Source organism: Streptacidiphilus carbonis, assembly GCF_000787775.1.
Lineage (GTDB): Bacteria > Actinomycetota > Actinomycetes > Streptomycetales > Streptomycetaceae > Streptacidiphilus > Streptacidiphilus carbonis.
In genome coordinates, this window is sequence record NZ_BBPM01000087.1 from 1,477 (window position 1) to 16,899 (window position 15,423).

The 15,423-nt window shown below is 71.7% G+C and carries 15 protein-coding genes and 1 pseudogene; 10 read left to right on the top strand and 6 right to left on the bottom strand.

Annotated features, from left to right (window positions below; translation table 11 throughout):
- The 3 genes from TR46_RS35220 to TR46_RS40415 all read left to right on the top strand — a co-directional run.
- Nucleotides 1-821 (top strand): amino acid ABC transporter ATP-binding/permease protein (locus TR46_RS35220; RefSeq protein WP_042410590.1); only part of this gene is annotated, 821 nt, incomplete at its 5' end.
- A gap of 49 nt (nucleotides 822-870) precedes the next feature.
- On the top strand, nucleotides 871-2,667 hold the full coding sequence (locus TR46_RS35225; protein ID WP_042410591.1) for a sensor histidine kinase: 1,797 nt from the start codon (nucleotides 871-873) through the stop codon (nucleotides 2,665-2,667).
- Nucleotides 2,668-2,807: 140 nt separating this feature from the next.
- Nucleotides 2,808-3,209, top strand: a complete 402-nt coding sequence (locus TR46_RS40415; RefSeq protein WP_084719211.1) for a hypothetical protein — start codon at nucleotides 2,808-2,810, stop codon at nucleotides 3,207-3,209.
- 140 nt (nucleotides 3,210-3,349) lie between these two features.
- On the opposite strand, the gene TR46_RS35230 is transcribed toward TR46_RS40415, so the two are convergent.
- The 3 genes from TR46_RS35230 to TR46_RS43845 all read right to left on the bottom strand — a co-directional run bounded on the left by TR46_RS35230 (nucleotide 3,350) and on the right by TR46_RS43845 (nucleotide 9,343).
- Nucleotides 3,350-4,171, bottom strand: coding sequence for an HAD family hydrolase (locus TR46_RS35230; protein ID WP_152626882.1), 822 nt, complete (start codon nucleotides 4,169-4,171; stop codon nucleotides 3,350-3,352).
- 89 nt (nucleotides 4,172-4,260) lie between these two features.
- Nucleotides 4,261-5,910: an MFS transporter gene (locus tag TR46_RS35235; RefSeq protein WP_063770741.1), complete on the bottom strand. Its 1,650-nt coding sequence runs from the start codon at nucleotides 5,908-5,910 to the stop codon at nucleotides 4,261-4,263.
- 160 nt (nucleotides 5,911-6,070) lie between these two features.
- Nucleotides 6,071-9,343: an AfsR/SARP family transcriptional regulator gene (locus TR46_RS43845; protein ID WP_152626883.1), complete on the bottom strand. Its 3,273-nt coding sequence runs from the start codon at nucleotides 9,341-9,343 to the stop codon at nucleotides 6,071-6,073.
- 230 nt (nucleotides 9,344-9,573) lie between these two features.
- Between TR46_RS43845 and TR46_RS35245 the strand changes: the two genes are divergently transcribed.
- On the top strand, nucleotides 9,574-10,461 hold the full coding sequence (locus tag TR46_RS35245) for a hypothetical protein (protein ID WP_152626884.1): 888 nt from the start codon (nucleotides 9,574-9,576) through the stop codon (nucleotides 10,459-10,461).
- A 7-nt stretch (nucleotides 10,462-10,468) separates the two neighbouring features.
- Here the strand turns inward: TR46_RS35245 and TR46_RS35250 are convergent, their stop codons facing one another.
- On the bottom strand, nucleotides 10,469-11,356 hold the full coding sequence (locus TR46_RS35250) for an LLM class flavin-dependent oxidoreductase (RefSeq protein ID WP_042410594.1): 888 nt from the start codon (nucleotides 11,354-11,356) through the stop codon (nucleotides 10,469-10,471).
- Nucleotides 11,357-11,474: 118 nt separating this feature from the next.
- Here TR46_RS35250 and TR46_RS35255 point away from each other — a divergent pair, with 118 nt between their 5' ends.
- The 4 genes from TR46_RS35255 (at nucleotide 11,475) to TR46_RS35270 (ending at nucleotide 14,183) form a co-directional block, all read left to right on the top strand.
- Nucleotides 11,475-11,753 (top strand): calcium-binding protein, encoded by a 279-nt coding sequence (locus TR46_RS35255; protein ID WP_369406028.1) that lies wholly within the window; start codon nucleotides 11,475-11,477, stop codon nucleotides 11,751-11,753.
- Nucleotides 11,754-11,806: 53 nt separating this feature from the next.
- The gene (locus TR46_RS35260) at nucleotides 11,807-13,063 is read left to right on the top strand and encodes a hypothetical protein (protein WP_042410599.1); all 1,257 of its coding nucleotides are present in this window, start codon (nucleotides 11,807-11,809) and stop codon (nucleotides 13,061-13,063) included.
- Between the two features lie 116 nt (nucleotides 13,064-13,179).
- Nucleotides 13,180-13,722: a MarR family transcriptional regulator gene (locus TR46_RS35265; RefSeq protein WP_236655670.1), complete on the top strand. Its 543-nt coding sequence runs from the start codon at nucleotides 13,180-13,182 to the stop codon at nucleotides 13,720-13,722.
- Entirely contained in the window at nucleotides 13,719-14,183 is a 465-nt protein-coding gene (locus TR46_RS35270) for a hypothetical protein (protein WP_042410604.1), read from the top strand. Before TR46_RS35265 ends, TR46_RS35270 begins: the two co-directional genes overlap by 4 nt.
- Before the next feature lie 44 nt (nucleotides 14,184-14,227).
- Here TR46_RS35270 and TR46_RS44860 read toward each other — a convergent pair.
- A pseudogene (locus tag TR46_RS44860) lies at nucleotides 14,228-14,320 on the bottom strand (LLM class flavin-dependent oxidoreductase); the annotation flags it as partial.
- 49 nt (nucleotides 14,321-14,369) lie between these two features.
- Between TR46_RS44860 and TR46_RS35275 the strand changes: the two are divergent.
- Complete coding sequence (locus TR46_RS35275; protein WP_201776478.1) at nucleotides 14,370-14,600, top strand: hypothetical protein; 231 nt, start codon at nucleotides 14,370-14,372, stop codon at nucleotides 14,598-14,600.
- Nucleotides 14,597-14,983, top strand: a complete 387-nt coding sequence (locus TR46_RS41865) for a hypothetical protein (RefSeq protein WP_152626885.1) — start codon at nucleotides 14,597-14,599, stop codon at nucleotides 14,981-14,983. The genes TR46_RS35275 and TR46_RS41865 overlap by 4 nt, the downstream gene beginning before the upstream one ends.
- A 171-nt stretch (nucleotides 14,984-15,154) precedes the next feature.
- On the opposite strand, the gene TR46_RS44865 is transcribed toward TR46_RS41865, so the two are convergent.
- Nucleotides 15,155-15,423: winged helix-turn-helix transcriptional regulator (locus tag TR46_RS44865; protein ID WP_042410610.1), on the bottom strand; the 269-nt coding region annotated here is incomplete at its 5' end.

The following is a 15,423-nucleotide window of genomic DNA, read 5'->3' on the forward strand; positions in this document are numbered from 1 at the left end:
GCCCCCCCCCCCCCCCCCCCCGCCCCGCCGTACCAGCCGCCGTCCCCTCCACCCCCTTCCCCCTCCGCGCCACCGACCTCACCGCCGCGTGGCCCGGACAGCAACAGCCCGCCCTGACCGACCTCACCCTCGACCTCCCCGAGAACCACCGCATCGCGGTCGTGGGCCCCAGCGGCTCCGGCAAGACCACCCTCGCCCACGTCCTGCTCCGCTTCCTGGACCCGGCGTCCGGCACCGTCACCCTCAACGGCACCGACACCACCGCCATCCCCGGTGACGACGTCCGTACCGCCGTGGGCATCTGCGCCCAGGACGCCCACATCTTCGACAGCTCGCTCCGCGAGAACCTCCGCCTCGCCCGCCCCGACTGCACCGAGGAGGACCTCTGGCGGGCCCTGACCGCAGCCCGCCTCGCCGACTGGATCCGCGACGACCTACCCGAGGGACTCGACACCATGGTGGGGGAGCACGGCACCCGCCTCTCCGGCGGCCAGCGCCAGCGCCTCGCCCTGGCCCGGGCCCTGCTCGCGGACTTCCCGGTGCTGCTCCTGGACGAGCCCGCCGAGCACCTGGACCTCGCCACCGCCGACGCCCTCACCGCGGACCTGCTGGCCGCAACCGAGGGCCGGACCACCCTGCTGATCACCCATCGGCTGACCGGCCTGGACGCCGTCGACGAGATCCTGGTCCTGGACCACGGCCGCATCGTCCAACGCGGCACCTGGTCCGAGCTGACCGCCGCCGACGGGCCGTTCCGCCGCAGCTGGGAACGCGAGCGCGAAACAGAGGCCCTCCGCCAGGACGACTCCCTCCTGGTCTAATGGTCTAACCCCACTACCACCCCAAACCGTCCCAAAATACCCTGACCCCATGACGCACCTCCCGCCCGCGCTGGGCCTGGACGCCCTGGTCACCGAGGTGTCCGAACGGCTGCACGCCGTCGCGGCCGTCAACGACCGGATGCGGGAGCTGCTGGAGGCCGTGGTCGCGGTCAGCTCGGGCCTGAACCTGCACGCCACCCTCCGGCGCATCGCAGCCGCAGCGGCGGACCTCGCGGATGCGCAGTACGCCGCCGTCGGCGTCCTCGCACCGCACGCCACCGGTCTGGTCGACTTCATCCAGGTCGGCCTGACCGACGAGGCGGCTGCCCGGATCGGCCACTACCCCGAAGGCCGGGGCCTGCTGGGCGCGATCATCGACGACCCCAGGCCGCTCCGCCTGGAGGACCTCACCGCCGACCCCCGCTCGGTCGGCGTCCCTTCGAACCACCCGCCGATGCACTCCTTCCTCAGCGTCCCGATCCGGGTCCGCGACGAGGTCTTCGGCAACCTCTACGTCACCGAGAAGCACGCCGCGGCCGAAGGCCGCGCCGCCGCCTTCAGCGCCGAGGACCAGCAGGTCATGGAGGCCCTGGCGGCCGCTGCGGGGGTCGCCATCGCCAACGCCCGCCTCTATGAGGAGGGCCGGCTGCGCGAGCGCTGGATCGCCGGGGCCGGCGAGGTCACCACCGTCCTGCTGACCTCGGAGGACGCCCACGCCGCCCTCACCATCGCCGCCGAACAGGTCCGCGACCTGGCCGCCGCCGCCCTGGGCATGATCCTGCTGCCCACCGGCGACGGCGGCCTCCGGGTCTCGCACGCCGCAGGCGAGGCCGCAGACTTCGTGGTGGGGGAGCACGTCCCGGCCAATGACCAGGTGGCCCTGCTGATGGCGGGTCAGAACGTGATCATCGACGACCTGGGCAGCGACCCCCGGGTCTCCTCCAGGATCGCCAAGGTGTTCGGCCCCAGCATGGCCCTGCCGATGACCAGCGCCGGGCGCATCCTCGGCGCCGTCGCCGTCTGGCGCCGGGCCGGCAGCCCGCCCTTCACCGCCGACGAGGTGCAACTCGCCGGCGCGTTCGCCGGCCAGGCGGCCCTCGCGCTGCGGCTGGCCGAGGGCCAGCAGGACCAGCAGCGGCTCGCCGTCTACCAGGACCGCGACCGGATCGCCCGCGACCTGCACGACCTGGTCATCCAGCGGCTCTTCGCCACCGGCATGATGCTGGAGAGCGCGGCCCGCAAGGCCCGGGTCCCCGAGGTGCAGGTGCGGATCGGCAAGGCGGTGGACGAGCTGGACGCCACCATCCAGGAGGTCCGCACCACCATCTACGCCCTCCAGCACGACGACACGCCCGCCGACTCCGACCTGCGCAGCCGCATCCTCCGCGAGGCCACCCAGGCGGCCGGGCCGCTGGGCTTCAAACCCGCCGTCGGCTTCGTCGGCCCGGTGGAGACGATGGTCAGCGAGCGGATCGGACGCCAGCTCATCGCCGCACTGCGGGAGGCCCTCTCCAACGCGGCCAGGCACGCCCGCGCCGACACCGTGGCGGTGACCGTCGACACCACCGCCCACATCGACGACGAGGGCCGCCTCACCAGCTCCCGCGACACCCTGGAACTGGCCCAGGGCAGCGGCGACCTCTCGGCCGCCCTGCGCGAGGCGGGGGCGGGCCGTCCGGCCGTACTGCTCACCGTCCTGGACGACGGCGTCGGCATCCCCGAGGGCGGGCGCCGCAGCGGACTGCGGAACCTCGCCGACCGCGCCGCGGCGCTCGGCGGCGCGGCCTGGCACCAGTCCGGACCGGACGACATGGGCACCCTGCTCTCGTGGACGGCGCCGTTGTAGCGCGGCTGCAGCGCCGCCGTAGCGTGTGGCGCACGGGCCCGGTGAGTCGCACGGGATTGCTACCCGGCGCACGGCTGGCTGACAGGACCTCATGGTGGGCTGATGTTTCGTCCGCATAAGCAAATGAGGAGCCCACAGCGATGACCACTGCCCTGAGTAGCACCCTCAAGCGCCGGGTCGCCCCGGCGGCTGCGATTCTGCTGGCGGGTGGCCTGGCGCTGACCGCGTGCGGTTCGAGCTCCTCCTCCTCGTCCTCGTCCTCGAACACCACCACCAGCAACGCCAGTTGCAGCCGCCCCTCGGGCATGCCCTCCGGCGGTACCCGCGCTTCGGGGATGCCCTCGGGCGGTGCCAGGCCCTCCGGGATGCCGTCCGGTGCGGCGATGTCGGGCGGGGCCCGGCCCTCGGGGATGCCGTCGGGTGCGCGGCCCTCCGGGAGCGCGGGGGCCGGCGGCGGCGGTCAGGGCGGCGGCTGCGGTGGATTCGGCGGCGGTCAGGGGGGCCAGGGCGGAGCCCCCAGCGGAGCCCCCTCCGGGAACTAGCCGGATTTTGGCCGCGGCCGCAGCCGGTCGTCCGCGCAGTTCCCCGCGCCCCCAACGGCGCTGCAACCGACCCACCGTGGGTCAGTTGCCATTGCCCAGGGGCGCGGGGAACTGCGCGACCAGCCTCCTACGGTCCGCAGTCACATCTCCTGCCGCACCAACTGCTCGATGACTACGGCGACCCCGTCCTCGTCATGGTTCAGAGCCCGGAGTGCACAGCTGGCCAGCACCGCGGGGTGCGCATTCGCCATGGCGTACCCCCGGCCGGCCCAGGCCAGCATCGGCAGGTCGTTCTGCATGTCGCCGAAGGCCACCACCTCCTCGGCGGCGATCCCCTGCTCGCCGCACCAGTGGGCGAGCGCCGTCGCCTTGGTGACGCCCGCCGCGCCGATCTCCAGCAGCGGGCTGGAGCGGGTGATCTCCGCCAACCCGCCCGCCGCGCCGCACGCCCGCCGCAGCATCTCGTCCGGCTCCAGCTCCGGCACCTGCGCCAGCACCTTGAAGACGGTGAGGCCCTCAGGACCCGCCAACAGCTCCTCGGCGGAGCAGACCCGGTCCGCGGGGGACCAGTCCAGCATCGACCGGTAGGCGGGCTCATGGGCGAACCCGCCCGGGTACTCGAAGGCGAAGGCCACCCCCGGCAGCTCCGTGCGCAGCGCGGTCACCACGGCCTGCGAGTCCTCGGGCCGCAGTGGTGCCGTCTCCACCAGCTCCTTGCGCCGGACGTCGTACACGGCAGCGCCGTTGGAGCAGATGGCGACGCCGTGACGGCCGGTGTGCTCGGCCAGCGACTCCAGCCAGCGCGGCGGTCGGCCGGTGACGAACACGATGGAGATGCCGGACTCCTCGGCCAGCGCCAGCGCGGCCTGGGTCCGTGCGGACACGGTTCCGTCGCTGCGCAGCAGAGTGCCGTCGAGGTCGGTGGCGATCAGGCGGGTGCGCGGGGCAGGGGAGGCTGTCACCTCCCCATCTTCGCTCAGGCCGGCCGGTTCAACGCCGGTGGGCCGCACCCCGGCGGGATGCGGCCCTCGGCTCGACGGTGACCAACCGGTCAGTCCGCGATCGGGAGCGGGATCTCCGCCACCTCCTCGCCCCGCCGGAACCCCGACCGCACGGACTCCGACCGCACGGACCCCGACCGCACGGACCCCGACTCCTCGGAGTCCGGCCCTTCGGCCTCCGGGTCCTCGATCACCGCCGGAACTCCGCGCAGGGCGTACAGCGACGCCACCGCGCCGACCGCGAGGATGCACGCACCGATCAGGGTGCTGATGTGGATCCCGTGGACGAATGCGTTCTGTGCGGTGCTGACCAGCGCCGGACCCTGCGGCGCCGGCAGCGCGGCGCCGGTGGCCATCGCACCGCCGACGCTCTGGTGCGCGGCGGCCACCGCCTGCTCCGGCAGCCCGGCCGGCAGGTGCAGCCCGCCGCGGTACGCGCCGGCCAGGACGCTGCCGAGCACGGCGATCCCCAGACCGCCGCCGAGCTCCATCGCGGTCTCGCCGATCGCCGCGGCCGCACCGGCGCGCTCCTTGGGGGCGGTGGCCAGCATGGTGTCCTGGGTGACGCCGAAGATGAAGCCCATCCCGATGCCGTTGACGACCACGATCGGGGCGATCACCCAGTACGCGGTGGACACGCCGATGCTGCTGAGGCCGACCATGCTGACCGTCATCAGCCCCAGTCCGATCGCGGTGGTCCGGGCCCGGCCGACCCCGGCGATCATCGCCGCGCTGCTCGGCCCGCCGATCATCGCCCCGACCGGACCGGCCAGCAGCGCCAGTCCCGCCGACAGCGGGGACCAGCCCCGCACATCCTGGAAGTACTGCGAGAAGGCCAGCGACAGCGCCGAGACCGAGACGATGGTGACCAGGTTGGCGCCGACCGAGCCGGCGAAGGCCCGCTCCCGGAGCAGCGGCAGGTCGATCAGCGGGTTGGCGATCCGGGACTGCCGCAGCACGAACACGGTCAGCACCAGGACACCGCCGACCCCGGCGACCAGCACGGGGAGCGACTCGAAGCCGTCGTGCGCACCGGTCTGCACCGCGTACACCGCACCGAACAGGCCGACGACCGACAGCAGCAGGCTGGGCCAGTCCATCCGCCCGGGGGCGGGGTCGCGCGACTCGACCAGCAGCACCGAGCCCGCGCCGATCAGCAGCACCAGCACCGGCACATTGATCAGGAAGACCGAACCCCACCAGAAGTGGTTCAGCAGCGCGCCGCCGACCACCGGACCGACCGCGAAGCCCATGGCGCCGACCCCGCCGGAGATCCCCATCGCGAGGGTGCGCTCCTTGGCGACGGTGAAGGTGGAGCGGATCAGCGAGGCCGTGGACGGCATCAAGGTCGCACCGGCGATGCCCTGCAGCACCCGCGCCACGATCAGCAGGTCCGGGTTGCCGGAGTAGGCCGCCAGCAGCGAGGCAAGACCGAAGCAGCCCGCCCCCACCAGCAGCAGCTTCTTGCGCCCGATCCGGTCGCCGAGACCGCCCATCACCACCAGCAGGCTGGCCAGCGCGAAGCTGTAGGCGTCGGCGATCCACAGGATCTGGGTGGAGGAGGGGTTCAGCTCCCGCACCAGGTCCGGGATGGCGAGGTTGAGGACGGTGTTGTCGATTCCCAGGAGCAGCCCGGCCACCGTGCAGATGGCCAGCGTGCCCCACTTACGAGCCGCGGAGATGTTCGTCGAGGAGGTCATGCCCCAACATTCGGGGCCCCCGCTGACCACCCCCTGGCCAACCGCTGACCGACCCCTGACCAGCCCACTGACCAACCCACTGACCGCGACCACGCGACCAGAGCGGGGCGCGGGGAACTGCGCGAGAAGCCCCCGCCGACGGGAACGCCTCCGCCGACGATCACCCCCCACCCCCCTGAGCCGCCGAGGTCAACACGCGTACAGCCGCCTCGACGGACCCCGCTCCCCCGCGCAGCACCCGACCCGCCTCCAACACGGCGTCAGCCCCGTGCCCCTCCGGCCGCCCCTCCGCCCGAAGCACCTCCGCCACCACCTCCGCCGCCGCGGCCAGCGCCGGCCGGTTCCGGGTGTCCACTCCCACCGGCACCGCCTCGCGCACATACCCCCGCGCCGTCACCGCGTCACCTCCCGCCAGCGCGATCCGGCTCAGCTCCAGCAGCACGCCGACCCGCTGCCAGTCCCCGCCGAACCATCCCGGCGGCGCCGCCTCCAGCACGCCGAGGCACAGCTCCCGCGCCGTCCGCAGCTCCCCCCGGACCCGCGCCACGGTCGCGAGCAGCAGCTGCGGCCGCCCGACGTTGTCGACCGCGCCGACCCGCCGGTACAGCGCGATGGCCTCCTCGCAGTCGGCGACGGCGGCGTCCAGCTCCCCGGCGTCGATCCTCAGCTCGGCCCGGGCGGAGAGCAGGTCGGCGAGGTCCTCGGTGGCGCCCAGCTCCCGCGCCAGCCGCAGCGCCTGCGCCGAGTACGCCTCGGACGCCACCGCATCGCCCCGCCAGCGGCTCAGCACCGCCAGCTCGCCGGCCGCCATCAGCTGTCCCCACCGGTCGCCCAGTGCCCCGAACTGCTCGGCTGCCGCCAGGAAGTGACGCTCCGCCGCCGCCATGTCGGACTGGACGTACTCCGCCTGGAAGCCATTGCCGATGTGCATCAGGCCCTCGTGCCACGGGTCCTCCAGCCACTGTCCGGCCGCCGACAGGTCGATGTCGTCCAGATCGGCGGGGGCACCGGTGATCGGCGCCCACAGCAGCAGCACGGCGGGCAGGCGGCACGGCGACAGCCGCAGCCGGGCCATCAGCGCCTCGGTGACGGCGTAGTGCTCGGCCAGCGCCTCGCGTCCACCGGGGGTCAGCACGCCGAGGATCACGCAGATCGCGTACTCCTCCTCCAGTCCGGGCACCGGCTCGGGCGGCAGCAAGCACAGCACGGCGCGGGCGTGGGGGCCGCCCTCGAACCGCAGGCCGCGCAGCAGCCAGTAGCCGCTGAGCTCGCCGATCAGCCGCAGCGCGGCGCGGGGCTCGGCACTGCCGAGGGCGGCGTGGAAGTTGTCGTGGTCGGCGGCCAGCCGGCGCAGCCAGTGCACCTGGTCGGCGCCGCGCAGCCGCGGGCCCGCCTCGGTGGCGAACCGGGTGAACCAGCGCAGATGGGCCCGCCGGGCGCGGTCCTCCTCACCGGACGCGGCGAGCTTCTCCGCCGCGTAGGCGCGGACGGTCTGCAGCAGCCGGTAGCGGGGCTCGCCGTCCTCGTCCTGCTGTACGCCGACCAGGGACTTGTCGACCAGCGCGCCGAGGAGTTCCAGTACGTCGCCGTGCGCGGCGGCATCGGCCGCGCCGCCGCAGACGGGCTCGGCGCCGCAGACGGCCTCGGCGGCGTCCAGGGTCCACCCGCCGGAGAACACCGAAGCCCGCCGCAGCACCGCCCGTTCGGCCTCGGGCAGCAGGTCCCAGCTCCAGTCGACCACCGCGCGCAGGGTCTGCTGCCGCGGCTGCGCGGTGCGGCTGCCGCCGGTCAGCAGCCGGAAGCGGTCGTCCAGCCGGTCCGCGATCTGACGGGGCGACAGCATCCGCAGCCGGGCGGCGGCGAGCTCGATGGCCAGCGGCAGGCCGTCCAGGCGTCGGCAGATCTCGGCGACGACTTCGGCATCCCGCCGCGGGTCGAAGTCCGGGCGTACCGCGGTGGCCCGTTCGGCGAAGAGCGCGACCGCGGCGGTCTCCGGCAGCGTGGGCACCGGGAACAGCCGCTCGCCGGTGACCGCGAACGCCTCCCGGCTGGTGGCCAGGATGCACAGACCGGGGCAGGCGGCGAGGAGGTCGGTGGCGAGACGGGCCGCGTCGGCGACCAACTGCTCGCAGTTGTCCAGGACCAGCAGCAGGTCGCGGTGGGCCAGCGCCGAGGTCAGCCGCTCCAGCGGGGTGGGACCCTCGTGCGCGCCGCGCAGCCCGGAGCCGCGGAGCCCCAGCGCGGTGAGGACGACCTGCGGCAGGTCCGCGCCCTCGGCGAGGCCGGACAGGTCGGCGAAGCAGCTGTCGACGGGGTGCCGCGCGGCGGTCTCGACGGCTATCCGGGTTTTCCCGGTCCCACCGGGGCCGGTGAGCGTCACCAGCCGCCCTTCCCGCAGCATCGCCGCGACCCGCTCCAGCTCCTCCCCCCGACCGATCAACCCACTCAACCTGCCCGGCAACGCCAACCGCTCCGGCGCGGGCCCCTCCACCACCGGACCCGCCCCCGCGTCGGCGGACTCCCCGCTCCCCAATGTTCCACGTGCCGCAGTCCCCCGGGGGGCAACCCCCGGACCCCCGGCGGACTCCCCGCTCCCCAATGTTCCATGTGCTGCAGTCCCCCGGGGGGCAACCCCCGGACCCCCGGCGGACTCCCCGCTCCCCAATGTTCCACGTGAAACATGCGCGGCCGGCCCCCGGAGGACGGCCAGGTGAGCTGCCGCCAGCTCGGGCCCGGGGTCGGCCCCGAGCGCGTCGGCGAGGGCCTCGCGGGCATCAGCGAACGCCGCGAGGGCCTCCGCCTGCTGCCCGCTGCCGTGCAGCGCCCGCACCAACTGGGTGCTCAGCCGCTCCCGCAGGGGATGCGCCGCGACGAGCTCCCGCAGTTCGGGGACGAGCGCGCGGGGGTCCGCCCGGCCGAGGCCGACCAGTTCGAGATCCGCCTCCACGCGGTCCTCGGCGGCGCCGAGCCACTGCTCCTCCAGCCGGACGGCCTGCGGTCCGGCGAACGGCGCGTCCTGGACGTCCGCCAGGGCCGGGCCGCGCCACAGCGCCAGCGCGTCCCGCAACTGCTCGGCCGCCTTGGCCGGATCCCCGGCGCCCAGCGTCTCGCGCCCCTGCGCGGCGAGCCGGGCGAACCGGTGGACGTCCACCTGTTCCGGGTCGACGGCGAGCCGGTACCCGGCCGGATGGGTCTCGATCAGGTCGCCCCGAAGCACCCTCCGCAGCCGGGAGACGTGCGACTGCAGCGCATTGCCGACCGCGGCCGGCGGGTCCTCGCCGTAGAGGCCGTCGATCATCCGCTGGACCGTGACGATCCGCCCGGCGTCCAGGAGCAGGAGCGCCAGTGCGGCCCGCCGTCCCGGTCCGCCGAGCGCGACCGGGCTCCCCTCGGCGTCCCACGCCTGCGTCACGCCCAGAATCCCGAATCTCACGCCCGGATTCTCCCGCACGCCCGCACCGTCTGTCGTGGAGATCGTCCGGCCCGACTGTCGGCAGACGAAGCAGCGGGAGCGTTTCCAATATGTGACCGCCATTCACATCTTTGCTGCCGCCCAGCAGTTGTTGACCTTCTCCGGTCGCCCCTAATCTTGGTCCGATTCGGTCCGGACCAGCGGTTTGGTGCCGGTGCGCCGTGGGGGGCTGCGAGCGGGTGGGGGAGTTCATGGGGAACGCGGGGCGTATCGGAAGAGCGCGGACAATTGCCGCGCTGGAACTGGCGCGGGTCTATTGGGGGAACGACGCCTGGACCGAGAACAACCGCGGCCAGCTGCCGATGCTGGCACGTCGCCGGGCCGATCCGGCCGTGGTGCCGGCGCCGGAGGCGGTCGAGCGGGCGGCGGGGATCACCCGGCTCGGCTACGGCGTGCAGGACCCGGAGTACCGGCAGGGGCTGATCGACGAGGTCCGGCGCTGCTACGAGGAGATCATCGAGGACCCCTCGGCCACCGTCGACATGGGCGGCAGGATCAAGGAGGTCGTCCGCTACGTGGTCGACCCGCTGAACCGGGTCCCCGGCATGCGCGAACTGCTCACGCCCACGGTGCTGGACACCCTCGACGCCTACTACGGCGGACGATGGCGGGTGCAGCACGTACGGATGTGGCGCATCGGCCATCTGACCGAGGAGCAGCGGCAGGTCCACCACTACGGCAACCTGTGGCACTGCGACCAGCACCCGACTTCGACGCTAAAGTTCTTCGTACAGCTCAACGAGGGGGTCACCGCCGAGGGCGGCGCCTTCCGGATGCACAGCGTCCCCAGCACCAGGCGGATCATGCGCAGCGGCTACCTCGGCCAGCACCGGGTGGTCGGTCCGGCCAGGGGGATGCTGGACGACCCGGCCCGGGTCGTCCCCTTCGACGCCCCGGCCGGCTTCGGCGCCTTCTGCAACACCACCCGCTGCCTGCACCGGGCCGGCATCCCGCCGGAAGGCACGACCCGGGGCATGGCCCAGTTCACCTTCGCCCCCGCGGACACCCGCAACCCCACCGACGACCCCTTCCAGGGTGTCGCCGCCGACCCCAACGTCGCCGAGGGCAAGTTCGCCTGACGGGTGCTCAGTGCAGCTGAGCGAGGCCTTCGATGGCGATCTGCTCGAAGACCGCGAGGTTGTTGTCGAAGATCGAGTCGGGGACCGGCCAGTGGATCACCAGTTCGGTGATCCCGAGCTCCTGGTAGCGGCCGGCCCAGTCGACGAAGGCGTTCAGCGAGCTGAGCGGCTGCTCCGCGGTGGAGCCCTGCAGCAGCACCTTCTCCAGCTCGCCGGCGTCTCGCCCCTGTGCCTCGCAGGCGGCCCGCAGTTTCGCCAGCTGCGCGGCGACCACCGCCGGGGCCTGCTGGACCGGGACATCGGCGGGGCCGCGCGGGTCGCCGTAGGTGACCCAGCCCTGACCGTACTCGGCGGCGAGCCTGAGCCCGCGCGGGCCGGTGGCGGCGACGTAGAACGGGACGCGGGGCTGCTGCACGCAGCCCGGGATGTTGCGGGCCTCGACGGCGGAGTAGAAGTCGCCGCGACCGGTGGTCGCGTCCTGCGTCAGCAGCTTGTCCAGCAGCGGCAGGAACTCGTCGAACCGGTCCGCCCGCTGCCGCGCGGTCCACTCCTCCTGGCCCAGCGCCGTCGCGTCGAACCCGGTCCCGCCCACCCCGATACCGACGGTCAGCCGCCCGCCCGAGATGTCGTCGACCGTCAGCAACTCCTTCGCCAGCGTCACCGGATGACGGAAATTGGGCGACGTGACGAGGGTGCCGATCCGCATACGCTCCGTCACCGTTGCGGCAGCGGTCAGCGTCGGCACGGCCCCGAACCACGGCTCATCGCGGAACGACCGCCAGGACAGGTGGTCATAGGTGTAGGCGGCGTGAAACCCGAGGTCTTCGGCCCGCCGCCAGATCTTCTGCCCTTCGGCCCACCGGTGGATGGGGAGGATCACCGTACTCAGTCGCATGCCCTCGACACTACGCGTGCACTCTGGCGGGTGAGGTTCCAGAAACCCGCGGTGACGGCATCTGGACGACCGCTAACGTGACGCCATGGGTGCATTGGGCAGGGCCGAGCTTGAGGCCATGATCGACGAGGCCATCGTGGACGCCTATGGCGAGGACGAGCAGCTGACCGGCCTGTTCACCATGATGGAGGAGAACCTCGCAGTGCCGTTCAGTACGACGTTCCTCGGGGTGGAGGTGACCGTGAGCGGCATCGACCTCGCTCAGGACGGCACAATCGTCGCACTGTGCCATTGCGGCCGTGTTCGACAGAGGATCGGGATATTGGATCTACCTATGCCGACACCCGCCCCCGTCGGAGCAGAGTGGGTCGAGGCATACCGACACTGGGCCGGCTGACGCCAAGCAGCCCGCACATCATCTCGGAACCGGCTCGTGCGGAGGGACAGGACGTGGGGATCGCGGTACAGGACGTGAATCACGGCACCGGTGGGCGCTCGCTCACCGATCTCATCGAACGCAGCGCCGATTTGAAGGGCGAGCTGGTCGCCTTCGCACAGAGCGCGCGGTTCGACCGGTGGCTGACTCCGCTCCTGCTGGAGGCCGCGGGCCCTGATCGGCGGTTGGACGAGGGCGAGGCCATCCGGATCATCGACCACTTCATTCTCCGGTACCGCCTGCCGGACGGTGCCACCGTGGTGGACCGATTCGTCGCCTCACGGCGGGACTTGAGCGCAGCCGACGGTGAGATGCTGCTCGGCTGGCGTGACCCGGTCGAGGGCATCTTCGAGATCAGGCGCAAGGACGGGGACGGGGTCGTCCTACTGAACCTGGTCGACGACATGGAGTACCGCACCTACTCAAATGTCGGGCATGGGGCCTTCCGCGGAGTGTCCAAGGGCGGATTCCTTCTCGCTTGCCTGGTGCCCGTTCCAGCAGCGGACGGAGCGTGGCTGATCTCCGGGGCGATGTCGTCCTACCCGAAGTCCAGTGCCAAGGAGATTGCCCGGGCCGCGCTCCAGTTGGCCACAAGTCAGCCCGAGCTGGTCTTCCGCAACCCCGGGAAGATTGAGCAGGGATGGCACCGGATGCGGGAGGACCGGGCCGCATTCATCGCGTTCTGCGGTTGCGACGAACTGGTCCTTCCTCCGGCCGAAGCCGAAGACCGGCTCAACGCCTACTACCGGCATCGGCAGGAGGCCGCCCTTGCCGAGCGACCCGAGAGTGCGCGAGGCAGACGGCTCCCGGGCTTGGACTTTCCGGCCTTCGAGTTGTCGCGCGACCTCGCGGACTCGGACACCGTGGGCGTCATCTACGACGAGGTCGACGGGCTCAACTTCTACCCGGACTACGGCCTGTTGCGGGACCTCTTCGCCAACCCTGCCCTCCCCGGGCGCAGGCAGCACCAGGATGTGCTGCGTGCGTATCTGCGCGAGGAATCGATCGCACCGCTGCCGATCAGCCGGTTGGCCGCCGCCTACCCGGACACCGTCGACGCGGTGTTCCGGAAGGTACTCCGGGACCCTGGCTTCAGCTGGGGCGAGCACGGCGAGGCACTGCTGCGGCGACGCAAGCCCTGGTACTACGCGCAGGAGCCCCGGCCGGACGTATCCGTGATCGGCGAGCGCCTCATCGAGCTAGCTGCCAGTGGCAGACAGCGGAAGCTCACAAGGATGCGGCCCGCGCCACGTACTCCCGGTCGCCCATAAGGGTGAGCTGCGGTTCTCAAGATAGCTACTTGCATAAGATGCAAGCTAGGCTTCACCTTATGCAAACTCCTCCGCCGGCGCTGCTGCCGCTCCTGCGTACTCCCTTTCAGGGAGAGATGCTGGCCTGGCTGTACCTGCATCCGCAGGAAGAGGCCTCGCTTGCCGAGATCGGTGCGCGCTTCGGCGTTTCGAGCGCAACCGCCAGTCGCGAGGCAGACCGACTGGTCGAGGCGGAGCTGATCACCGAGCGACGCCACGGAAACCTCCGGCTTCTGCAAGCCAACGCCGCTGGGCGGCTGGCGCACCCACTGACCGAGTTGTTCGCCCTCACCTACGGGCCGGTCGCTGTGCTCGGTGATCTGTTGCTGCCGCTGGCCGGCGTCGAGGAAGCCCACATCTACGGCTCTTGGGCGGCCCGCTACTCAGGAGAGCGCGGCGGGGTGCCCAACGACGTCGACGTTCTCGTCGTGGGCAACCCGGACGAGGACGAGCTGTTCGAGGCCGCGCGCAGCGCGGAACGCCTGCTCGGCCGGGAGGTCAACGTCCACCGGGTCTCACCCGCCCGGTGGCGCGAGCCGGGTACGGACCCGTTCCTCACCAGCGTTCAAAGCCGACCGACGGTCCGACTCGAAGCGTTCGAAGGGAAGAACAGGCGATGAGGTGGCAGCAGGGCCGCACGGCGGTCGACGGCATGTTGGCGCGCAAGGAACTGGAGCGGGTACCGGCGAGCCGAGAGCAGGCCGACAATCTCCTCGCCCAGGCATCGAATCATCTCAAGGCAGCCCAGACGGTCGTTTCCTTCGACGCGATCGGCGCTTACCAACTGCTGTATGACGCGGCACGCAAGGCGCTGGTCGCGGTGCTGGAGAACCAAGGACTGCGGCCGACCAGCCGAGGGGGCCATATCGCAGTCATGGAAGCCGTCAGTGCGCAGCTCGATCCGCCTCTCGGGGCGGCTCTCAGGCCTTATGACCGCATGCGCCGACGCCGGAACCAGGCGGAGTACGCGGATCTGGACTCGCCCGAGATCGAAGCCCAGGATGTCGCCAACGACGCGCCGAAAGTCAAGGCGATCATCGAGCTCGCAGAGCGGGTTCTGGATGAGATGAGCCCTTTCTGACGGTGCTCCGAGGCCGTGCAGGAGTGGAATAGCCCAGGTCAGGCCGTGATGGGTGAACGAGGATTGACAGAGGTCACCAGCGTTCCCAGACGCAGCCGCTCGGTGGCACAGGCGGCCGCAGTCAGCGTCGGCACCGCGAGCAACTGAGCCGCCCGCTGGAAGTCGTGGCCCATCGCCGAGTCGGGCTTGCACCGCATCGAGTACCGCCAGAACCACAAGCACGGCGGTCTGGTGGGACTTGGCGCGGCCATCGCCACCGTATGCGCCGGCCTGCCCCACGCCCTGGCGGAACTCGACAAGGCCGTCGGTCAGCGACTCGTCTCACTCAACGGCGTGGACCCCTCTCAGCAGAGCAGACTGCGGATCGTGGACCCGGAGGCTGCTCCGCCGAAGTTCTGGCCCGCCGCTTCTGCGTGACAGACGACGAGCAGCGGGGTGAATCATCAAGCAGTGAGCGAAGCCCGCGATGGTGGTCACGGCAGAAGCACATTGCCGAGCAGTGCCTGGAAGAGTTCCGTTCCCCGGGTGCCGGCCTCAGCCGTTTTGCTGACGACTTGATCTCCCTGGCCGATGTCTTCGATTCCCAAGGCCCCGAGACGATGCATGAGTTCGAGGCGGCGCTAGTCGTACCGGCAGTGGACTGGGCAGCCGAGTTCCGGTCGGCTGCGCTGACGATCGAGGTCGTCTACTCGGTCGCGCTTGACAGCAACTGGGACAAGCTTCCCCCGGACCAGGTCGTGGCCGTCGACCAGGCAGTCGAGGAACTCCAGCAACTCCTTTCGGGCATCCCCAGTTCATGACACAGGAGCCGGACCTGCGGCTGACCGGACGCCATGCTCGGAACCACGACTCGACATACTCCTGCTGACTGCAGTGTCCGGCAGGGATTATGAGGTTCGCCGAAAACCTCCAGCCCGCGCTCAGGGGTAGGACAGTCGTTCTCGCGTCTGAGGCCATCAGACGGCCGTCCGCTATGACGGGGACGGGCCGTCGTAGGCGAGGCGGGCTGTTTCGACGGAGTCGAGGTGGTTGGTCGACCACTCCGCGAGGGTGGCGAAGAGCGGGGCGAGGCTGCGGCCCAGCTCGGTGATCTCGTACTCGACGCGGGGCGGCACCTCGGGGTGGTAGGTGCGGGTGACCAGGCCGTCGCGTTCCAGCTGGCGCAGGCGCTGGGTCAGCACCTTGGGCGTGATGCTGCCGATGTGCCGCTGCAGTTCCACGAACAAGCAGCCGGCCCTCT